At 38.4% G+C, this 19,550-nt stretch carries 23 protein-coding genes; 11 read left to right on the top strand and 12 right to left on the bottom strand.

Features of this window, described 5'->3' with window-relative positions:
• Positions 1-57: 57 nt before the first annotated feature.
• The 5 genes from AC0N32_RS13880 to recR are packed head-to-tail and all read right to left on the bottom strand — an operon-like array spanning position 58 to position 4,198.
• Positions 58-1,098 carry a WaaS/CpsH family glycosyltransferase gene (locus tag AC0N32_RS13880; protein WP_476394445.1) on the bottom strand — a complete coding sequence of 347 codons (1,041 nt, stop codon included), beginning with the start codon at positions 1,096-1,098 and terminating at the stop codon, positions 58-60.
• A complete protein-coding gene (locus tag AC0N32_RS13875) occupies positions 1,095-2,228 on the bottom strand; it encodes an NAD-dependent epimerase/dehydratase family protein (RefSeq protein WP_476394444.1) in 1,134 nt (377 codons plus the stop codon). The genes AC0N32_RS13880 and AC0N32_RS13875 overlap by 4 nt, the downstream gene beginning before the upstream one ends.
• Before the next feature lie 4 nt (positions 2,229-2,232).
• Positions 2,233-2,784 carry an acyltransferase gene (locus AC0N32_RS13870; protein ID WP_476394443.1) on the bottom strand — a complete coding sequence of 184 codons (552 nt, stop codon included), beginning with the start codon at positions 2,782-2,784 and terminating at the stop codon, positions 2,233-2,235.
• The gene (locus tag AC0N32_RS13865; protein WP_476394483.1) at positions 2,781-3,572 is read right to left on the bottom strand and encodes a glycosyltransferase family 2 protein; all 792 of its coding nucleotides are present in this window, start codon (positions 3,570-3,572) and stop codon (positions 2,781-2,783) included. The genes AC0N32_RS13870 and AC0N32_RS13865 overlap by 4 nt, the downstream gene beginning before the upstream one ends.
• 11 nt (positions 3,573-3,583) lie before the next feature.
• On the bottom strand, positions 3,584-4,198 hold the full coding sequence (gene recR, locus AC0N32_RS13860) for a recombination mediator RecR (protein WP_476394442.1): 615 nt from the start codon (positions 4,196-4,198) through the stop codon (positions 3,584-3,586).
• 603 nt (positions 4,199-4,801) lie between these two features.
• Between recR and AC0N32_RS13855 the strand changes: the two genes are divergently transcribed.
• From AC0N32_RS13855 to AC0N32_RS13820, 8 genes are all read left to right on the top strand, one after another.
• Positions 4,802-5,407 carry an LURP-one-related family protein gene (locus tag AC0N32_RS13855; RefSeq protein ID WP_476394441.1) on the top strand — a complete coding sequence of 202 codons (606 nt, stop codon included), beginning with the start codon at positions 4,802-4,804 and terminating at the stop codon, positions 5,405-5,407.
• Positions 5,408-5,433: 26 nt separating this feature from the next.
• Positions 5,434-5,928, top strand: a complete 495-nt coding sequence (locus AC0N32_RS13850) for a hypothetical protein (protein ID WP_476394440.1) — start codon at positions 5,434-5,436, stop codon at positions 5,926-5,928.
• Between the two features lie 83 nt (positions 5,929-6,011).
• The gene (locus AC0N32_RS13845; protein WP_476394439.1) at positions 6,012-7,457 is read left to right on the top strand and encodes an aminoacyl-histidine dipeptidase; all 1,446 of its coding nucleotides are present in this window, start codon (positions 6,012-6,014) and stop codon (positions 7,455-7,457) included.
• 116 nt (positions 7,458-7,573) lie between these two features.
• On the top strand, positions 7,574-7,807 hold the full coding sequence (locus AC0N32_RS13840) for a hypothetical protein (RefSeq protein WP_476394438.1): 234 nt from the start codon (positions 7,574-7,576) through the stop codon (positions 7,805-7,807).
• Between the two features lie 17 nt (positions 7,808-7,824).
• Positions 7,825-8,100, top strand: coding sequence for a type II toxin-antitoxin system RelE/ParE family toxin (locus tag AC0N32_RS13835; protein WP_476394437.1), 276 nt, complete (start codon positions 7,825-7,827; stop codon positions 8,098-8,100).
• Between the two features lie 2 nt (positions 8,101-8,102).
• Positions 8,103-8,684 carry an LOG family protein gene (locus AC0N32_RS13830; RefSeq protein ID WP_476394436.1) on the top strand — a complete coding sequence of 194 codons (582 nt, stop codon included), beginning with the start codon at positions 8,103-8,105 and terminating at the stop codon, positions 8,682-8,684.
• Between the two features lie 91 nt (positions 8,685-8,775).
• On the top strand, positions 8,776-9,018 hold the full coding sequence (locus AC0N32_RS13825) for a hypothetical protein (RefSeq protein WP_476394435.1): 243 nt from the start codon (positions 8,776-8,778) through the stop codon (positions 9,016-9,018).
• Between the two features lie 72 nt (positions 9,019-9,090).
• A complete protein-coding gene (locus tag AC0N32_RS13820) occupies positions 9,091-9,276 on the top strand; it encodes a hypothetical protein (protein WP_476394434.1) in 186 nt (61 codons plus the stop codon).
• A 70-nt stretch (positions 9,277-9,346) separates the two neighbouring features.
• Here the strand turns inward: AC0N32_RS13820 and AC0N32_RS13815 are convergent, their stop codons facing one another.
• A complete protein-coding gene (locus AC0N32_RS13815) occupies positions 9,347-9,676 on the bottom strand; it encodes a 2Fe-2S iron-sulfur cluster-binding family protein (RefSeq protein ID WP_476394482.1) in 330 nt (109 codons plus the stop codon).
• Positions 9,677-9,747: 71 nt separating this feature from the next.
• On the bottom strand, positions 9,748-10,803 hold the full coding sequence (locus AC0N32_RS13810; protein ID WP_476394433.1) for an NAD(P)/FAD-dependent oxidoreductase: 1,056 nt from the start codon (positions 10,801-10,803) through the stop codon (positions 9,748-9,750).
• 153 nt (positions 10,804-10,956) lie between these two features.
• On the opposite strand from AC0N32_RS13810, the gene AC0N32_RS13805 reads away from it, so the two are divergent.
• The gene (locus tag AC0N32_RS13805; protein ID WP_476394432.1) at positions 10,957-11,727 is read left to right on the top strand and encodes a DUF3108 domain-containing protein; all 771 of its coding nucleotides are present in this window, start codon (positions 10,957-10,959) and stop codon (positions 11,725-11,727) included.
• A gap of 438 nt (positions 11,728-12,165) precedes the next feature.
• Here AC0N32_RS13805 and AC0N32_RS13800 read toward each other — a convergent pair whose 3' ends face one another.
• The 4 genes from AC0N32_RS13800 to AC0N32_RS13785 all read right to left on the bottom strand — a co-directional run bounded on the left by AC0N32_RS13800 (position 12,166) and on the right by AC0N32_RS13785 (position 16,405).
• Positions 12,166-12,810: a response regulator gene (locus tag AC0N32_RS13800; protein ID WP_476394431.1), complete on the bottom strand. Its 645-nt coding sequence runs from the start codon at positions 12,808-12,810 to the stop codon at positions 12,166-12,168.
• On the bottom strand, positions 12,800-14,518 hold the full coding sequence (locus AC0N32_RS13795) for a sensor histidine kinase (RefSeq protein ID WP_476394430.1): 1,719 nt from the start codon (positions 14,516-14,518) through the stop codon (positions 12,800-12,802). The genes AC0N32_RS13800 and AC0N32_RS13795 overlap by 11 nt, the downstream gene beginning before the upstream one ends.
• An 87-nt stretch (positions 14,519-14,605) precedes the next feature.
• Positions 14,606-15,616, bottom strand: a complete 1,011-nt coding sequence (gene pheS, locus AC0N32_RS13790; protein WP_476394429.1) for a phenylalanine--tRNA ligase subunit alpha — start codon at positions 15,614-15,616, stop codon at positions 14,606-14,608.
• A 129-nt stretch (positions 15,617-15,745) separates the two neighbouring features.
• The gene (locus AC0N32_RS13785) at positions 15,746-16,405 is read right to left on the bottom strand and encodes a YceI family protein (RefSeq protein WP_476394428.1); all 660 of its coding nucleotides are present in this window, start codon (positions 16,403-16,405) and stop codon (positions 15,746-15,748) included.
• A gap of 85 nt (positions 16,406-16,490) precedes the next feature.
• Between AC0N32_RS13785 and AC0N32_RS13780 the strand changes: the two genes are divergently transcribed.
• The gene (locus AC0N32_RS13780; protein WP_476394427.1) at positions 16,491-17,426 is read left to right on the top strand and encodes a sulfate/molybdate ABC transporter ATP-binding protein; all 936 of its coding nucleotides are present in this window, start codon (positions 16,491-16,493) and stop codon (positions 17,424-17,426) included.
• 348 nt (positions 17,427-17,774) lie between these two features.
• Here AC0N32_RS13780 and AC0N32_RS13775 read toward each other — a convergent pair whose 3' ends face one another.
• Positions 17,775-18,119, bottom strand: coding sequence for a zinc ribbon domain-containing protein YjdM (locus AC0N32_RS13775; RefSeq protein WP_476394426.1), 345 nt, complete (start codon positions 18,117-18,119; stop codon positions 17,775-17,777).
• Positions 18,120-18,276: 157 nt separating this feature from the next.
• Between AC0N32_RS13775 and AC0N32_RS13770 the strand changes: the two genes are divergently transcribed.
• Entirely contained in the window at positions 18,277-19,482 is a 1,206-nt protein-coding gene (locus AC0N32_RS13770; protein WP_476394425.1) for an RsmB/NOP family class I SAM-dependent RNA methyltransferase, read from the top strand.
• The last annotated feature ends 68 nt before the right edge of the window (positions 19,483-19,550 follow it).

Here is a 19,550-nt window from a genome sequence, read left to right as displayed (position 1 = left end):
TACATAATGAAAAGCAACTCTAAATTGAGTTGCTTTTTTATTTTATGATCGTAATAATTAAATCTGTTTATTATTCCTGAAAGAATTCCAGTAGTCGTCCTGCGGTTCGCCGAAAAGACAATCTAAGAAGGAATCCAGGGACATTTTGTATAAAGTATGCGGATCAATATCTTTAAAGTCTGTTTTAAAAAAATCAGGATCTAAATGTATATTTTCCCGATCGATCAATAAGATATTCTCCGGAGAATAAAAAGGATAATTAACAATATCCGTATTGGTGGTAATCAGTTTCTTTCCCGAGGCCAGCACTTCAAAGGTCCTGATCGTAAGTCCGTTCTGGAAGGGCTTATTGATATCTATAACCGACTTTGCTTTTTTATAAAAACCGATGATCTGATGATGATTCAGCTTCTCAAAACTTACTTTGGCTACATCAAATTGTTTTAAATTTTTATCAATGATCTTCTTTAGCCTGAAAGCTATTTTGCCCATGGCATAATAATAAAAATAAGAGGTAAGCCCAAGCCTGTCGGCCGTTTCACGGATTTTCTCCCCTACAATATACCGGTCTGTATGGGCACTGCCAATGAAAACCATATCGTACTCCAAAGGCTCGGATTTTTGATTGAGATTTTTGTACTCGTCAAGGTAAAATAAAGGCTGGAAACTCATATTATAAAAGACAGAATCATTGTATTCGAAGGTATATTTCCTGTCAAAATACGGGAGATGGCTGATCAGGCAGGGATATTCTGTAATGGGATCAAAATTGTAATAGATCATTTCCATCCCAGGATTCTTTTTCCTGATCTTTTCCAGGAAAAACGAAGGAGTTGCCTCCCCTTTGATCAGTAAAAAATAATTATATCGCTTATTCTCAATTTTGTTTAAAATATCGTTGTAATAAGCCTTTATTTTTAAATGATACCATCTTTTATTGAGACGGATGATCCCTTTGGAAATATTTGAATTGGAAGGCCTTTCATCATAAAAATCTACCTCAGCACCAAGCTCAGAGAGTCTTTTTGCTATGGCCTTTTCATAATTAAAAAAACTGACTGATAAGAAAAGTATTTTTTTGCCTTTTAAACCGATCATTGTAAAAGTCCTTTTACTTTCATTTCTTCCAGAGATTCCTTGAATTTCACATCCTGGATATTCTGCTGCAACACCCAGTTGGTAAATTTCGACATTCCTTCTTCAAAAGAAATCTTCGGCTGGAAGTTTAATTTTGATTTCATCTTGCTGATGTCAGCGAAATTATGCCTGATATCTCCGAGACGGAACTGCCCCGATATATTGATCTTAAAGTCGATCTGATAATACTTCTTTAAATTTTCCGCTACCGTGGTCACTGATGTTGAAACTCCCGTCCCCACATTGAAGATCTCTCCGTTGGCCGAATTACTTTCAATACACTTTATCGTAGCTTCTACAGCATCATCAACGTGAATAAAATCCCTTGACTCATTCCCATCCTCGAAAACATTGATATCATTTCCGTTGAGAATCTGGGACGAAAATATCGATAAAATGCCTGTGTACGGATTTAGCAGAGACTGTCCTTCCCCGTAAACATTCTGAAATCTCAGGGCTACCGGCGCAACCCCCATGGAAGAACAGGCGGTCATTACCATTTGTTCCTGCGTATATTTTGTAATTCCGTAGATGGAAGTAGGATGTATTTTCGATTCTTCATCGGTTGGTAAAGCACGCAGCATCTGTCCGTCGGGATAAATAATCTCAAAAATACCGTTGCGCATCTCTTCTACGTTCCGTGGTTTAGGATAAATAAGCCCAAGCTCAGGATGAAGGTATTTCCCTTCGCCATACACCGCTCTGGAAGACGCGATGAGCACCTTTTTTACACGATGCGGCTTATTCACCAGGAGATCAAGCATCATGGCCGTTCCGGAAACATTTACTTCCGTGTATTTCTCGATCTGATACATCGACTGCCCGGTTCCGGTTTCCGCAGCAAGGTGCACGATCACGTCCTGTCCTTCAATCGCTCTTTCCCAGTCCTGAAAATTCACGACATCTCCTTTGATAAAATGTACCTTCCCTAAAATGCTTCTGTACAGCGGAGAATCTTCTTCGGGGTTATTGCCGTGAATCTGGCACGAAAGATTATCCAGAACGGTGACCTCATAGCCCTTTCTTTTCAGTTCCAAAGACAATTTGCTGCCGATAAATCCGGCTCCTCCCGTGATGAGAATCTTCTCCATAGTTTTAGTTTACTTTTTCCCATTTCTGGGTTTCAAAATTATATTTTTTCACCATTCTTGCCGGAGCTCCCACAATCACGCAGTAATCCGGAAATTCGCCCCTTACGACCGAATTTGCTCCTACGACACACTGCTTTCCGAGCTTCGTTCCCGCCATGATGGCAGCACCCATTCCGATATAACAATTGTCGCCGATGGTGGTGTCATTGATGATGTATTTCTGATTGACCACATGCTTATCAAGCTCCTCATAATCATGATCGATATTGGTGATGAAAACATTGGCCAGTATCAGGGTGCTTTTTCCGATGCTGAGGTTTCCCGCAGACGTAATGTGAACATTCTGCGAAATCACCACATCATCCTGGATATGAATATTTCCGCCGCAGTGCACCTCCATTCTGAGATGAGGAAAGATACGTACTTTTTTACCTATAAAAACATTTCGCGTTCCCATCAGAAATAAGGGTTTCCCTAAATAAGAAGGAAGACCGAACTTTCCGAAGAACGGTGCATACAGCAAAGCCCGTAACGCCCAAAATAGTTTATAGATCATAGCCTTCTTTTAAAAATCCTTACAATATATTTTAATTTTGAAAATATAAAAAATAAAGCATATTCGAAATAGCTAATTCTTTTTAATTGATACATTTCGCGAAGATTTTTCTGTATCCCTTTTTCCATCTCAGGAAGGTTGGCCGAAAGACCGGACACTCCGACAGATTTCTTCCCGCCACCGGTGTAGACCAGCTCTTCCCCGAGAATATACATTGAATTGTTCCGGGAAATCTTCATCCAGTAATTGGCATCTTCAGAATACCTCTGGTTTTCATCAAAAAAACCTGTATTTTCCAATACTTTTCTTTTAAATAAAGCGGTGGAAGTCTGCCCATCCACTCTTATCAGCAGTTTTTTTAAAGTGATTTCAGCAAGATTAAGCTCATTTTCTTTATAGGGAAACCAGATTTTTTCGCTGTTTCTAAGGCTGGTAATAAAATCGACATTCAGGTCTTCGTTTTGCAGGAATTCCATCTGTCTTGCGGTCTTCTGCGGCAGCCATTCGTCATCCGAATCGAGAAAGGCAATATAATCTCCCGTAGCGGCTTTCAGACCTGCATTTCTCGCTTTGGAAACGCCACCGTTTTCCCGGTTGATGATTTTTATATTCAGTTCAGGATGTGTATCCCTGTAGTTCTCTGCCAATCCTCCGCTCCGGTCTGTAGAGCCATCATTAATTATGATCACCTCAAACCGCTTCAGATCGTAATTCTGATTTCTCACGGAATCCAAAGCTTTGATGATCGTATTTTCAGCATTAAACATGGGTATTATCACAGAGATCATATCGGAAGGCATCAGGACTTTTCTTCGTTATACGGCAACCTGTTTACAATCGATCTTCCCAGGGATATTTCATCTGCATATTCCAGTTCGTCACCTACGGAAATTCCTCGGGCAATACTGGAGAAGCTGATGTCAAAGTTTTTAAATTTCTTGTAAATATAGTACGCCGTGGTATCTCCTTCCATAGTAGCACTCAGCGCAAAGATGAACTCTTTCACCTTTCCGTTATTGATTTTCTTTTCAATGCTCGGAATATTCAGCTGGGCCGGGCCAATCCCTTCCATTGGGGAAATTTTGCCCCCTAAGATCAGGTATTTTCCGGTATATTTCCCGGTATTTTCAATGGCAATCACATCACGGACATCTTCTACAATACAGATCAGCTCGTCATGTCTTTTCGGATTACTGCAGATTTCGCACACCTCAAAGTCCGAAAAATTATGACATTCTTTACAGTACTTGATGTCATTAACCAGGCTGATCAGGGAATTTCCCAGGCTTACCGCTCTTGAAGCGGGCTGCTTTAATAAATGTAATGCTAAGCGCAATGCCGTTTTTCTGCCTATTCCCGGCAATCCGGAAATTTCATCCACTGCTTTTGCCAGAACTTTACTTGGGTAATCCATGACACAAAAATAAACAAAAAGATGCGGATTCGGAATACTTTTAAGAAGCTGCCTTAAGTTGAGATCCTTACAGGGATTTCGTTTCCGGAAAGTTTGCCGCACGGGTGCATGAAGTTTTCCAAGTCACCGGAAAGTTTGTTGCGAGGGTGCAGGAGACTTTCCGGTGACCGGGAAAACATGTTGCAAGGGTATTTTGAACTTTCCCGGTGTTGGAGTAATTTAACCTGATTCAGAATAAAAGATATTTAAATAACTGATTTTCAAAATAAAATCATTTATCATAAAGAGAAACAAAGAAATGTTTAATTTTTGAAACGCTTTTAAGTTAAACAATGCCACTTCGTTTATCAAAGTAGTGGAAGAATTTGCATTACTTTGATAAGTTTCATGCCTTTGTCTATCTTAAATTTTAAAAACCTGTTGATTAATTCTTTCGCTTAGCTTTCGTTTTACATAAACTTACCCCGAATTCAGGCTAATTTAATTCTTAAATCTTCTTAAAAATCCTATTTTTAAGCTTAAATTGAAGTTAAGGCACCCCACATTTAAAACAAATAATATTATCTTTGAGGTACTAAATATTAACTTGAAAAAATAAACTAAATGGTACTTAACAATTTAAATTATCCTCTGGATTTTAAATTTAAGATGACAACATTAGCCAGTGATTTCAATATCACGGATAAGAACGGTAATTATGTCGCGTATGTTCGTCAGAAAATGTTTAAGCTGAAGGAAGACGTTATTGTTTTTAATGATGAGAGCAAGTCTAAAGAACTTTTCAGAATCAAAGCCAATCAGTGGATCGATTTCAACGCATCCTATTCTTTAACAGAAATTGCTACAGGCAGAAACTTCGGAAGGATGGCCAGAAAAGGAATGCGTTCCATCTGGAAGGCCAGCTACGACATCCTGGATGCCAATGATCAGCCGAAATTCAAAATCCAGGAAGACAATGCATGGGTAAGATTTTTTGACGGAATGGTTGGCGAGATCCCACTCATCGGAATGTTTACCGGATATTTCCTGAATCCTTCCTACACGGTGACGGGTATAGACGGAAAGGCTTATTTTAAACTGAAAAAAATGCCTTCGTTTTTCGGAAGAAGATTCCAGCTGGATCGCCTGATCGATATAGATGATGAAGAGGAAAGCCTTGTCATCCTTTCATTGCTGATGATGACGCTTTTGGAAAGAGCGAGAGGATAAACCTTTAATGTAATAAACTATAAACAATGAAATATCTTATCATTTTCTTTTCTGCTTTTCTGTTGGTAGCCTGTAAAAAGGAGCAACAGCAAAGTGCTCAGTCTTCAGCTAATAAAGATTCCTTAAAAACGGTTCAGGATTCTGCAGCAACTGATCCTTCTACAGGGAAAATTTCAATTGATACCTTTCCTTTCCCAACGGAGATTAAAGAATGTTCCTGCTATTTTGCAAAAAGCAAAGCCGACTTCCTGGCGGAGAAATATATTTATGCAGACGATGCCGGAAAAACAGCTTATATGAAACTGGACGGTAAAAGGCTGGCGCTTAACCTGCTCTCTTCAAGTGATATGGAAGCGGATGAAGAACTGAGCAAGGAAATAGAAAATGATGATTATAAAATTTCCGTGAAAGGAAAGAAAATAAAAGGCGAAGAAGCACTTCTCTTCGAAGGTACCCTGATGATTGAAAAACCTGACGGTACGATCGTAAAGACGCCTATCTACGGAGAATGCGGATGCTAACAGGCTCTGGCTTCTGACAAAAATACTGCTTCCGTATTATCGGAAGCATTTTTTATTTTGTAATTTTGATAAAAATAAATTCAATGGAATTATCTATTATAGAACCGCAGATTATCTGGAAAAATTTTTCCAGGTTAAATGCTGTTCCGAGACCATCAAAAAAAGAAGGAAAAGTCATTGCGTTCATCAAAGAATTCGGTGAAAATTTAGGATTGGAGACTACGGTTGATGAAGTCGGCAATGTCATCATTAAAAAACCGGCTACTCCGGGAATGGAAAACCGTAAATCAGTGGTGCTTCAGTCGCATCTGGATATGGTATGCCAGAAAAATAATGATGTTAATTTCGATTTTGATACCGAAGGAATCAAAATGGAGGTGGATGGCGACTGGGTGAAAGCCAAAGGAACCACACTGGGGGCAGATAACGGCTTAGGAGTGGCGACGATCATGTCAATTTTAGAAAGTAACGATATTCCGCATCCTGATTTGGAAGCACTTTTCACCATCGACGAAGAAACCGGAATGACGGGTGCACTGGGTTTAAAACCAGGACAGCTTACCGGCCAGATTCTTCTCAACCTTGATACGGAAGAGGATGATGAAATCGACATCGGCTGCGCCGGCGGGATTGACGTGACGATTTCACAGGATTACAATACAGAAGTAGCGAAGGGGCAAATCATCAGGATCGAAGTAAAAGGCCTGCAGGGCGGGCACTCGGGAATGGATATTCACAAAGGCTTCGGAAATGCCAATGTGATTTTAGGAAGAATCCTCTATAAAGGTCTTGAAAAAGAGAATATCCAATTGGTCTCTGTTGATGGCGGCGGATTGAGAAATGCAATTCCAAGAGAAGCCGTTGCTGTTGTTTCTGTACGAAATGCACAGGAATTTATCGATGAGGTATCCAACGGGCTTAAAAGAGAGATCCTTGAAGAGTTTGCCACCATAGAACCTAATCTTCATATCAATGTTGAAAGTTCCACGACTTCAGATAAAGCGCTTTCCGAGGAAGATTCCAAAAAGATCATTCTTACCCTGAAATCCCTTCACAATGGCGTATACAGGATGAGCCCGGATGTACAGGATCTGGTAGAATCTTCCAACAATGTAGCAAGGGTGGTATTGAAAGAAGGAAACTTAAAAATCCTGAACCTTTCAAGATCATCTGTAGAATCATCGAAAGATTCCGTAGCTGAGCAATTGAAATCGGTGGCCGAACTGGCGGGAATGAAGACTGTTTTCAGCGGTTCTTATCCTGGCTGGAAACCAAAACCGGGTTCCGAAATCGTAAAGCTGATGGAACATCTGTATACGGAGAAATTTGGTGAGAAGCCTCAGGTAGTAGCCTGCCACGCCGGCCTGGAATGCGGAATCATAGGAGCAAACTATCCTGAAATGGAAATGGTAAGTTTCGGACCGACGATTCGTGGAGCGCACTCTCCGGATGAAAAAGCGAATATTCCCTCAGCACAGAAATTCTGGAGCTTTACAAAGGATATTTTAGCGAATATTCCTTTAAAATAGGATTTTAAAATTACTATATTAAGTATCCAAAGTTTTGATGGCTTTGGATATTTTTGTTTTTGAATCTTTATAGCTTGTTATAAAAAATTTATAAATTTGAATAAATAATACAAATTATGAATATACGGACTCTCAATGAAAAACTTGAATTAATTCAATGGTTATCTACATTGGAGGATGCTTCTATTATTAAAAAACTGATTCAATTCAGGAAAGATGAAACCAAAGACTGGTGGAATTCGATTTCGGAAGAAGAAAAAAAATCTATTGAAAAAGGAATATCAGAAGCTGATAATGAAGAATTGAAACCTCATTCTGAAGCCAGACAGTTATATGGAAAGTGGTTATAAAATTTTCTAGACTCCAAATGGCCTTAAAGGAGCTGCACCAGACCATAGAATATCTTCAAAATAATTTTACGGACAGCGAAATCGGAAGGCTTGTTGATAAAATTGAAAGCTTGATAGAAATTATTTCTCAAAACCCTTTTATATTCCCAATATCCGAAGACAAACGTGTTCACCAGGCCGTTATTCTTCAATTCAACACCATGTATTATCGTGTAAATGATAACGACATTGAAATTTTATCATTTTTTTTAACAGACAATCTCTCCAAAAGAGAAAAATTTAATTCTATTTAATTATGAAAAGCATCACTGTATTCTGCGGGTCGAGTTTCGGCTCTGATCCTATTTATCAGGAACAGGCAACACTGCTTGGACAAACGCTTGCCAATCATCATATACAGCTGGTCTATGGCGGTGCGGACGTTGGTCTGATGGGCGCTGTGGCAGACGGAGCGTTGGACGCCGGCGGGAAAGTTATTGGTGTTCTTCCCCACTTCCTACAGTCTAAAGAAATTGCCCATAAACAGCTGACCGAACTGATACTGGTACAAACCATGCATGAAAGAAAAACCAAAATGAATGAGCTCTGCGACGGGGCCATCGTACTTCTGGGAGGCTATGGGACATTGGAAGAATTCTTCGAAATGATCACCTGGGCACAGCTTGGTCTTCATCAGAAACCGATCGGCATTCTGAATATTGACGGATTTTATGATGATCTGCTAAACCTGGTACAAACCATGGTGGACAAGGGTTTTTTAAAGCCGATTAACCGTGATATGCTGCTGATCAATAATAATATCGATGATCTACTTAAAATGATGAGAGATTATCAGGCTCCGAAAGTTGGGAAGTGGATTTCGAAGGATGAAGTTTAATTTTCATTATGATACACCTACTTGTAGAGAAAAATAATTTAAGTATTGTTTAGTATAAAAATCACTAAATTTGATTCAAATATTAAAGGTTATGAATTTAGAGGCACGTAAAATATTGCTCGTTCAGGAATTTTTAAGCATTGATAACGAGAAAATTATCAATGCTTTGGAAAATGCGCTTCATAAGATTAAGTCTGAAAATTTCGATGAAAATTTAAAACCTATGTCTTTAGGAGAATTCAATGATGAAATTGACAGAGCAATTGATGATGAAAATAATAACAGGATAACCAACGCTGTAGATTTAAAAAAAAAAATCCAGAAATGGCATTAGAAGTATTCTGGACTCAGCTTGCAGAAGAAAAACTGCAAGATATTTTTCAAAATTGTCGACCAAACTTTAATATTGGAGCAAAATAGTGAAGCAGGACAAATTGAAGAATTATTGCTTGACAGAAAATATGAATTCAGATATCTTGTTTCCGGAAATTATAAAATCATTTACTACATGAACAAAGAAATCAATAAAATTATTATTGCAAATAGTTTTGATTCCAGACAGAATCCTTCAAAATTAAATGAAACAAAATAATAATCCTTTAAGATAAAAAACTCCCGAAAAAAATCTTCGAGAGTTTTTATATGCTTTAAAATTGAATTCCCTAAGGATAAGGAGCAATTTCCACTTCAAGGCCTTCCATTTCAGGAACGATGTGCAGCTGGCAACCCAGTCTGCTGTTTCCTTTTACATGGAACGCTTCTCCAAGCATCGCATCTTCTTCGTCGCCCATTTCTTCAAGCCCGGGATCATTAACCACGTAAACCTGACAGGAAGCACACATGGCCATTCCTCCACAGACTCCGATCGTCCCCTCCTCTGCCAGTTCATACGAACGAATAATCTCCATCAGGTTCATAGACATATCCGTCGGTGCTACAACATCGTGGGTTACCCCTTCTCGGTCGGTGATTTTTATATTAATATCGCTCATATTAGTTGATCGTTCTTTGTTGATGGTTTTATCGGTCATCTTGTATAGTGACCCTACAACCGGCAACTAAATTAGTCAATTTTTTTAACAACTGCTTTTTCAGCTTCTTTTCGGCTTCCGTCGAACCCATCTACACCGCTTACGGTTGTGTATTTCAGAACGAATTTCTTCCCGGGATTCAGTCTGTTGTAAACACTCTGGCACATTAAAGTTGCTTCGTGGAAACCACAAAGAATAAGCTTAAGTTTTCCAGGGTACGTATTGATATCACCGATTGCGTAGATTCCATCAATATTGGTCTGATAATCCAGGGCATTATTTACCACAATGGCATTTTTCTCGATATTCAGTCCCCAGTTTCCGATTTCACCTAACTTTGGCGTCAATCCGAATAGCGGGATAAAGTAGTCTGTTTCAATGTCCCGAGGATCTTCACCATCTACCGCTACGGTAATGGCTTCTACCTTTCCGTCACCTTTGATGGCAGTAACTTCAGCAGGAGTAATTAATTTAATTTTTCCCTGGTTTTTAAGATCCTGAACTTTCTCTACAGAATCCAATGCACCACGGAACTCATTTCTTCTGTGAATCAACGTTACCTCGCTGGCCACGTTGGAAAGGAAAATACTCCAGTCCAGCGCAGAATCCCCACCACCTGCGATTACCACTTTTTTATTTCTGAAATGTTCAGGTTCTTTTATGAAATATTCAAGACCTTTTTCTTCGTATTCTGCAATATTTTCAAGAGCCGGCTTTCTCGGTTCAAAAGTTCCCAACCCCCCTGCTATGGCAATTGCCTTCGCTCTGTGAACGGTTCCTTTATTCGTGATTACCTCAAACCACTCATCATCGACTTTGGTATATGAAACGGCTGTTTCCCCTAAGGTAAAGCCAGGCTGAAACTGCTTGATCTGCTCCATCAGATTATCGATAAGCTCTCCGGCATTGACAGACGGGTACCCCGGAATATCGAAAATAGGCTTTTTAGGATAAAGCTCAGCCAACTGTCCTCCCGGTTGAGGAAGTGCATCAATAATGTGGCACTTCATTTTCAGTAATCCTGCTTCAAATACAGCAAAAAGCCCGGTAGGTCCGGCTCCTATGATCAATATATCGGTCGTTATCATAATAATAAGATAATTTAATTATACTTGTGGCTGCAAATTTACTAATTTTAATGCGAAGCATATTTAATTCAGTCTAAATAAAAAACTGAGATTTATCAAACCTTTAGCATTTTTTTTAATCTAAGTTGGTAACCTTTTTGTAAAATTGTAATTATGAAGAAACTTTTTAATGTAATTTTCCTTTTTATATTCTGTCTGGGCTTCGGCCAGATTACCAATATTGCTGACGGCGAGTCAATTACCCTGAGGATTCATTACGGCTTCCTTAATGCAGGAACGGCTAATCTGACAGCAAAAAAAACGAATTACAAAGGAGTTCCGCATTTATATGTAAGAGGAACGGGGCAAACGACCGGGGCGGTAAGAGCATTCTTTAAAGTGGATGATCTTTATGAAAGCTATATCAATATGAATACAGAGCTTCCCAGTTTTTATGTGAGAAATGTGAAGGAAGGAAGCTACAGCCAACATCTTGAGACGGTTTTTAATCACGACAACAATACGTTGGTTCTCACGGATAAGAAAACTCCTGCCAATGGATCTAAAGTGATCAAATCTGTGAAAGGCGTACAGGATATGCTTTCATGTTTTTATTATCTAAGAAGCAAAAGTGCAGCAGAATTGCGGGTGGGAGCGGTCATCAATATGAACGTATGGATTGATGATGAAATGTTTCCTTTTCAGCTAAAGGTAACGGGAACAGAAAATCTTAAAACAAAATTCGGAACCATTAATTGTCTGAAAATAATACCTTCTGTAAAAAGCGGAAGGGTATTTAAAGAAAAAGAAGGCGTTACCATGTGGGTTTCCAACGATGCTAATCACTTGCCGATGCTGTTGAAAGCAGAATTGGCCGTAGGATCATTAAAAGCAAGCATCGATGGATATAAAAACGTGAAATATCCGTTGAAGTTTACAAAATAAAATAATCATTTATAAAGTCTGCAAACTTGCAGGCTTTTTTATTTTTCATGTAACGAACGAGTGCTTTTGATTGTCTTTTAAATAGATCTAAATATAACTTTTATAAATGCATATCGTTTTTAATTACGTTTTGTTTCTAGGTCAGTAATTAAAAACAAAAAGCCTCCGGAAAATTTCCGGAGGCTTAATTTTGCAATCTCAGATGGTTTTAAGTAGACTCTTCCCCTGTATTCTTCTTATCATATCGTGAGATTGCTTTTTTGATCTTTGATCCTTTTGGTGTTCATCATTTGTGTTATTAGAATCAAAGATCGTTTATAATCTCTATAATAATGAAACTTATTATGTTACAAAGATATTGCTCCCGATACGATAGATCATCATAAAAGTTGTAGATATTTGTCGACAAAGTTGTAGATATTTATCTACAAAAAACACTTAAAAATTACTTTTAAGGATTTCGACCAATTCTAATATATTATTAATTCCCAGCTTTTTAAATATTCTTTTTTTAATAGTGCTAATGGTATTCTGCCTGACGTTCAAAACATTGGCAATCTCTAAATTTCCACGACCGGCAGCATACATGCGGGCAATCTGAAGCTCTCTTTTCGTAAGGGATAACAATGGGTTTACCAGTTTTCTTTTTCTTAAAGAATTCATTAATAAACCTTTTGTCACCGGAGAAATATACTCTCCTTCCTGTATGATGGAGGTTAATGCTTTTCTGATTTCTTCTTCATCATTCAGTTTACTTAAAAAACCATTTGCGCCCTCGTTAATAAATTTTATGGCATTCAGAACTTCGTCAATTCCGGAAAAAATAAGAATTTTCATTTCGGGTCTGCATTCTTTCATTTTAGCGATAAGCTCAAGACTGCTGCCCTCCGGAAAATAAGCATCCACAACCGCAATATCAATGGGGTGCAGATTTATGCATTCCATCAGCTGCTGAAAGTTGGAAGCATGAAAGACTTTATAATTAATGCCGATGTCATCCAATAAAAACGTCATTCCCTGGCGGATAAGACTGTGATCGTCTGCCAACAAAAAATAAAGAGGCCGATTTTCTTTATTCGTCATTGTTTACTTTTAAATTAAGCGAAAAATTAACGGTTGTTCCTTTCCCTACTTCACTTTCTACGTATATTTTCCCGTCGTAGAGCTCTACCAGCTCTTTACATAAGCTAAGCCCCAGCCCTGCCCCGATATTCTCTATATCTTCTGATAAAACACCCTGATAATAAGGCTCAAAAATTTTCCTGAGATCAGACTCTTTGATCCCTACTCCCGTATCACTGACCTCTGCTATTAGAGAAATCGTTTCGGTATTTACCATTTCCGTTTTAATTTTTACGGCAATTTTACCTCTCTCGGTAAACTTGTTTGCATTCCCCAAAATGTTCATAAAAATCTGATTGATTTTTGCATTATCAGAAAAAACATTCAGGTCAGGATTTATATCAATTTCAACAATAAGTTCGTTATTCCTTGTTTTTATATAGGTTTCTATAGAATTTAATATTGAAATAATCTGATGATTAAGATTAAATCTGACAGGCATCAATTTATTTTTAACATGCTGATTTTTGGCATATTCCAGTATCTGATTCGATTGTATCAGCAATGTGTTGCTGGTAAAATCAAAGGATTTCAGATATTCTTTCACCTCCTCATCATTGGTTTTTTCATTAATCCTGCTGATTAGGATCTTCATGATTTTTAATGGAGATCTCAGCTCATGGCTGAACATTCCCAGGATCCGGTTTTTAAATTCAAGGTTTGAAATAATCTGAACATTGGCTGTCTTTAATTTTTTTTCATAAGAAAAAGCTATTCTGGTAAGCAGCATAATCAACACAGACATAGCCGCCATAAGAATGATGGCACCGAAAATAATATTCATTCTGATTCTGTTATTCGTAGAATTTTGCCTGTAATATTCTTTTTCCAGGTCCGTCCGGGAATTTTTGATCGCATGTTCGTACATATTCAGAATACTGTTTCCATACGTCAGCAGATTGCTGAATATCTCATAAGATTCTGCTTTATCATTTTGTTTTCGGATGACGCTCACTTTCATTTTTTTAATCTGGCCCGTGTAATGATTATTTACCACATTTAAGATACTGTCGAATTCAGCTTTTATAACAGCCGTATCAGGAGTTTTACCGTGCTTTACCGTAATTACCGTGCTTTCTTTACGTACATTCTCTCTTCCTGAAATAGCGTCCCCCAAGCGACCGAAAAGTCCTTTCTTTTTTACCGTATCCGAATAGGTTTTAGTTTCGATATCAAATTTATTGAAATGATAATCCAGATGGTATTTTCTGAGCATGGGAAAATCGTTTTTCGTTTTTAAACTAGCCTTTGTAGAGTACTCATAGCTGGAATCGATAAGAGATTTCAGTGTGCCCGCTTGTTTTGAGTTATTTTCAGCGATTTCAACCTTCTTTAGTCTCGGATATTTATATTCATATTTCCCGATTCGGTTCAAATTTTCATCAAGCTTGTTTATAGACTCGAAGTATGATTTCAGGAATTTTGTATCATTATTTAAAATATATTTCCCAAAATCAACCTGTGCATTAATAAGATGTTTTTTAGATTCGTCTGCAAGATTCTCCAAAGAATGGATTTCTTCCAGCTGGCCCTTCAGAAACTTTAAATTTTTCTTGCTGACAAACTCATTATAAAAAAATCCCGCGATGATAAACTGCAAAAGTAAAATGCATACAATGAGAGAGTAATGAACGATTCTCCTAGATCTAAAACTTAATTTTTCAAACATTAGTGTAATTTAGATTGTAAAATTAATAAAAAATCCCGTAAAATAATTTACAGGATTTTCTAAAATTTTGTCTATTATATTCAATAATCAGAGACTTTTAAACTGTTCCAGTGTTCTGATATCATTTTCAAAAAACATTCTGATGTCGCTCATCTGGTAAAGAAGCATTACGATTCTTTCAATTCCCATTCCGAACGCATATCCCGAGTATTTTTCAGGGTCTATATTTACATTTTTTAAAACTGCCGGATCTACCATTCCACAGCCCATAATTTCGAGCCATCCGGTTCCTTTCGTAATTCTGTAATCTGTTTCAGAGTTTAACCCCCAGTAAACATCGATTTCTGCACTCGGTTCCGTAAAAGGAAAATACGAAGGGCGCAATCTTATCTTAGACTTTCCGAAAAGCTCCGTTGTAAAAAACTGGATGGTCTGCTTTAAATCGGCAAAACTTACATTTTCATCAATATATAAACCTTCGATCTGATGGAAAATACAATGCGAACGTGAAGATACTGCCTCATTTCTGAATACTCTTCCCGGAGAAAGAATCCTGATCGGCGGCTGGTTTTCCTCCATATAACGGATCTGTACCGAAGAGGTATGTGTTCTCAGGAGAATATCCGGGTTCTGCTCGATGAAAAAGGTATCCTGCATGTCTCTTGCCGGATGATATTCCGGAAGGTTCAGCGCCGTAAAGTTGTGCCAGTCATCTTCAATTTCCGGACCGTCTGCTACGGCAAAACCAATGGATTTAAAAATCTCGATAATCCTGTTTTTCACGAGGTTGATAGGGTGTCTTGAGCCCAGTTCCAAAGGAAACGCAGGTCTTGTAAGATCTTCTTTTTCAACCACAACAGAAGATGCTGAAGCATTTTTCAGGTCCTCCAGTTTTACATTAACCGCCTGTTTCAAGGTATTGATCTTCTGCCCGAAATCTTTCTTCTGGTCATTCGGAACTTCTTTAAATTTTTCAAAAAAATCGTTCAGAATTCCTTTTTTTCCATTGTACTTGATCCGGAAGTTTTCGATCTCCTCTTTTGATGTGGCATTGAAGCTGTTTACCTCAACAAGTAACTCTTCTATCTTTTCTATCATTGTTTTACCCTTTCAAAATGTTTTGCAAAAATACGGTTTTTCAGTGAAATATTTTTCCTTAAACTGTTAAAAAAAATCTGCCCCATCGGGAAGCAGATTCCAATCACTTATTTCACTTAAATAAAAAAATTATTTTTTCTCTAAAGCTTTCACATTGATCTGAATGGTGATTTCATCCTTAATCACTCCGTTTTCAACAGGACTCTGGAAAGCGACACCAAATTCTTCCCTGCTGATATCTTTAGGTTCCGTGGCAATACTTACTACGCCGTCTTTCACGGAAACATTGGCTTTGAACTGAGTGGGTTTAGTAATTCCTTTTATGGTTAAATTCCCATCCAGAATAGTATTGTAATCACCTTCAGCAGAAGGAGTCACTTTTGTGATCTCAAACGAGGCCGTTGGAAACTTCTCTACTTCAAAAAAATCATTGCTTTTAAGATGAGTATTTAATTTTTCCAGTTGGGAAGCATTACTCTTAAGATCTTCAGAAGTAAGGGAAGTCATATCCGCTACAAACTTTCCGCTTTCCAGCTTTGAGTCCTTCACCGTAACGTCACCGCTTTCAAATTTGATGGTTCCGAAGTGGCTTGTATTTTCAGATTTAAAAATTTTATATCCCTTCCACTCTACCTTGCTGTTTAAAGTATCTACTGTATATTGTACACCCTCTTTAGAAGCGACAGCTTCATCATTTTGTCCGGAAACAGGCTTTTCCTTTTTACAGGAAATCACGACCAATGCTCCTAAAAACACAGAAAAAACTATCGAAAATAGCTTTCTTTTCATAATTTTAAAAATTTTATTACTTCTGCTAAAATAATAAAAAAATCGGTTCTTTCCTAGAAACATTTCAATTCATTACATTTGTAATATGCTATTAGAAATAAACAATTTATACTTTTCATATTCGAAAGAAAAACCTTTATTTGAGAACCTTAACCTGAGGTTTGAAGAAGGCAAAATCATTGCACTTGCAGGGGAAAGCGGCTGCGGAAAGTCGACGTTGCTCAGCCTGGTCTACGGATTACTCGACTGGCAGCGTGGTGATATTATTTTTGACGGCGAAAAGCTCCTCGGCCCGAAAGGGAATCTCGTTCCCGGAGAATCCCGCATGAAATTTGTGGCCCAGAATTTCGACCTGATGCCCTATGCCACCGTGGCCGAAAACGTGGGAAAGTTTATTTCCAATATCAATTTAAAAAAGAAAAAAGAAACCGTTTCAGAACTGCTGGAAGTCGTAGGGCTCGAAGAGTTTGCGAATGTACTTCCCAAATATCTCAGTGGCGGACAGCAGCAAAGGGTCGCCATTGCCAGAGCACTTTCCGTACTTCCAAAGCTGCTTATTCTGGATGAACCCTTCAGCAACCTTGATTTTCCGAGAAAGATCGAGCTGCGTGAAAAGCTGTTCCGGTATGTCAGGCAGCAGAATATTTCCTTGATTATTTCTACGCACGAACTTCAGGATGTTATTCCCTGGCTGGATCAGATTGTTGTGCTTCAGGACGGAAGATTAATTCAGAACGACACGCCCGAAGAAACCTTCAAAAATCCTTACAATCCTTATGTAGCAAAGCTTTTTGGTGAAGTAAATATTTTCAGCGATACCGAAATGGCAGGTTTTGCTCTTCGTAAATTTTCATATTACCCCACAGAAATAAAAATATCGGAAAATGGTATGGAAGCTGAAATTCTTGAGAGCCGGTTTGCCGGAAATTATTACTGGAACAAAGTAATGGTAAACAATAAAGAACTGATAATTTACACAGACCACAAAATCGGAAATAAAGTCAGGGTTTCATTTATTTAGAATTGAATATTTACCTAATAACTAAATCTTAAATCCTATTGAACGGCATGTCCCGATTAATTAAAAATGGCGGATCACGAAAGCGGGCAATATCTCCTGAAAACGCTTGCCTGAAAATTAACAGACGTTCTCTAAAAATATAAATCACACATTATCCACTACTTATTGTGGAAATGTGTATAAAAAAAATACAAATGCAGGAATCTCGTTTAAAAGTTTTTCTTACATTTGTATTTCCACAGCATAAGGAAATTTTTGGTTAATTCTCTTTCTGCCTCCTAAAACGAAAATTAGCAGTTCTGCAATCTAGTTTTTTGAAAGATTACACTGTCCAACTCTTTCCTTTTTTTATGCCTTTTTCACAAATTCCGACTTCAGGGCCATTGCCCCGAAACCATCAATTTTACAGTCGATATTGTGGTCGCTGTCCGGACGCAGGCGGATATTTTTCACTTTTGTTCCGGCTTTTACCGGCTTCGGTGCTCCTTTTACCGGAAGATCTTTCACCACTACCACAGAATCCCCATCCTGAAGTTCGTTTCCGTTTGAATCTAAAATCTTTCCTGAAGCAGATGCTTCGGCAGCCGTTTCTTCCGGGTTCCACTCGTAAAAGCATTGGGAACACACCATCATATTATCGCTCGGATAAGTAAACTCTGAGCCACATTTCGGACAAAGTACAGGATCACTCATATGTATTAATTTTTTTGCAAAGGTAAGATTTTAAAAATTGTGATGAAAGCCGGCAGCAGCATGATGGAAGTCAGATTTAATTACCTGAAACTTTGAATTTAGAATTATCAACTTTAATTCGTATTTTTGCAGATTCAAAATAGCAGAACCCAATTTTATGGAATTGATACACAGAAACCTGGCCATCGGAATTCACGATGCTTTGCAGGAAACGTTTTTCGAGAAAAATAAATACGCCGATAAAGTAATCGAAAGACTTCTGAAGGCGAATAAAAAATGGGGAAGCCAGGACAGAGCTGTTGTTTCAGAGATTTTCTACAACATTATCCGGTGGAAAAAACGCCTGGAATATTATATGGGGGAAGGCGTAAAACCCAACAACGTTTATAAATTAATCATCGCTTATCTTCTCTGGAGCAAAACCAATTATAAAAAATTTGAGGAATTCGACGGCATCAAGATCGCCGATATCCTGACCAAGCTTAAAAAAGGAACCGTTCCGACCAAAGCCATCGAATATTCCATCCCGGAATGGCTGGCGGAAACCCTTGAAAAAGAACTGGGCCCGAAATGGGAAAAGGAAATGCAGGCTCTGAATGAACAGGCACCAACCGTTCTGAGAGCAAATTCCCTGAGAACGACAACCAAAGAACTGATTTCCGACCTTTCGGATGAGAATGTGGTTTCGTATCCGATCAGGAACTATCCTGATGCTATTCAGCTGGAGGAGAAAAAAAATGTATTCCTTACAACCGCTTTTAAAGAAGGCTTGTTCGAAGTCCAGGATGCTTCTTCGCAGAAAATCGGGTATTTTCTGGATGTAAAAGAAGGACAGAGGGTGGTGGATGCCTGCGCCGGAGCCGGCGGAAAAACGCTTCACTTAGCCGCGCTCATGCAGAATAAAGGTCAGATTATCGCTTTGGATATTTTCGAATGGAAACTGGCCGAACTGAAACGCCGCGCCAAAAGAGCCGGAGCCCACAACATCGAAACCCGCCTGATTTCCGATAATAAAGTTATCAAAAGGCTTCACGATAAAGCAGACCGCCTTCTGATCGATGCCCCATGTTCAGGATTGGGTGTTTTAAAGAGAAACCCGGACAGCAAGTGGAAAATCAACCAGGATTTCATCGACAGGATCAAGGGAGAGCAGCAGCAGATTCTCCAGGATTATTCCAAAATGCTTAAAGTAGGAGGAAAAATGGTCTATGCAACATGCTCAATTCTTCCTTCCGAAAACAACGGACAGGTAGAAGAATTTCTGAAAAACAATCCGAATTTCAAAATGATCAAGGATGAAAAAGTAATGCCGAGCGAAGGATACGACGGTTTTTACATGGCTCTGATTGAAAGACTTTCCTAAAAACAGACAACCTCAACAACAATATAGAAACTACTCTGCCACGCAGGGTAGTTTTTTTTAATTAAGAT

The sequence above is a fragment of the Chryseobacterium endophyticum genome (assembly GCF_056333165.1).
This window is presented reverse-complemented; position numbering and strand designations above follow the sequence as displayed.

What these genes read in the sequence shown, in the direction of transcription:
- AC0N32_RS13880 (WP_476394445.1), bottom strand. Translation starts at nt 1,098, where the DNA reads ATGATCGGTTTAAAAGGCAAAAAAATACTTTTCTTATCAGTCAGTTTT.
- AC0N32_RS13875 (WP_476394444.1), bottom strand. Translation starts at nt 2,228, where the DNA reads ATGGAGAAGATTCTCATCACGGGAGGAGCCGGATTTATCGGCAGCAAA.
- AC0N32_RS13870 (WP_476394443.1), bottom strand. Translation starts at nt 2,784, where the DNA reads ATGATCTATAAACTATTTTGGGCGTTACGGGCTTTGCTGTATGCACCG.
- AC0N32_RS13865 (WP_476394483.1), bottom strand. Translation starts at nt 3,572, where the DNA reads ATGATCTCTGTGATAATACCCATGTTTAATGCTGAAAATACGATCATC.
- recR (WP_476394442.1), bottom strand. Translation starts at nt 4,198, where the DNA reads ATGGATTACCCAAGTAAAGTTCTGGCAAAAGCAGTGGATGAAATTTCC.
- AC0N32_RS13855 (WP_476394441.1), top strand. Translation starts at nt 4,802, where the DNA reads ATGGTACTTAACAATTTAAATTATCCTCTGGATTTTAAATTTAAGATG.
- AC0N32_RS13850 (WP_476394440.1), top strand. Translation starts at nt 5,434, where the DNA reads ATGAAATATCTTATCATTTTCTTTTCTGCTTTTCTGTTGGTAGCCTGT.
- AC0N32_RS13845 (WP_476394439.1), top strand. Translation starts at nt 6,012, where the DNA reads ATGGAATTATCTATTATAGAACCGCAGATTATCTGGAAAAATTTTTCC.
- AC0N32_RS13840 (WP_476394438.1), top strand. Translation starts at nt 7,574, where the DNA reads ATGAATATACGGACTCTCAATGAAAAACTTGAATTAATTCAATGGTTA.
- AC0N32_RS13835 (WP_476394437.1), top strand. Translation starts at nt 7,825, where the DNA reads ATGGCCTTAAAGGAGCTGCACCAGACCATAGAATATCTTCAAAATAAT.
- AC0N32_RS13830 (WP_476394436.1), top strand. Translation starts at nt 8,103, where the DNA reads ATGAAAAGCATCACTGTATTCTGCGGGTCGAGTTTCGGCTCTGATCCT.
- AC0N32_RS13825 (WP_476394435.1), top strand. Translation starts at nt 8,776, where the DNA reads ATGAATTTAGAGGCACGTAAAATATTGCTCGTTCAGGAATTTTTAAGC.
- AC0N32_RS13815 (WP_476394482.1), bottom strand. Translation starts at nt 9,676, where the DNA reads ATGAGCGATATTAATATAAAAATCACCGACCGAGAAGGGGTAACCCAC.
- AC0N32_RS13810 (WP_476394433.1), bottom strand. Translation starts at nt 10,803, where the DNA reads ATGATAACGACCGATATATTGATCATAGGAGCCGGACCTACCGGGCTT.
- AC0N32_RS13805 (WP_476394432.1), top strand. Translation starts at nt 10,957, where the DNA reads ATGAAGAAACTTTTTAATGTAATTTTCCTTTTTATATTCTGTCTGGGC.
- AC0N32_RS13800 (WP_476394431.1), bottom strand. Translation starts at nt 12,810, where the DNA reads ATGACGAATAAAGAAAATCGGCCTCTTTATTTTTTGTTGGCAGACGAT.
- AC0N32_RS13795 (WP_476394430.1), bottom strand. Translation starts at nt 14,518, where the DNA reads ATGTTTGAAAAATTAAGTTTTAGATCTAGGAGAATCGTTCATTACTCT.
- pheS (WP_476394429.1), bottom strand. Translation starts at nt 15,616, where the DNA reads ATGATAGAAAAGATAGAAGAGTTACTTGTTGAGGTAAACAGCTTCAAT.
- AC0N32_RS13785 (WP_476394428.1), bottom strand. Translation starts at nt 16,405, where the DNA reads ATGAAAAGAAAGCTATTTTCGATAGTTTTTTCTGTGTTTTTAGGAGCA.
- AC0N32_RS13780 (WP_476394427.1), top strand. Translation starts at nt 16,491, where the DNA reads ATGCTATTAGAAATAAACAATTTATACTTTTCATATTCGAAAGAAAAA.
- AC0N32_RS13775 (WP_476394426.1), bottom strand. Translation starts at nt 18,119, where the DNA reads ATGAGTGATCCTGTACTTTGTCCGAAATGTGGCTCAGAGTTTACTTAT.
- AC0N32_RS13770 (WP_476394425.1), top strand. Translation starts at nt 18,277, where the DNA reads ATGGAATTGATACACAGAAACCTGGCCATCGGAATTCACGATGCTTTG.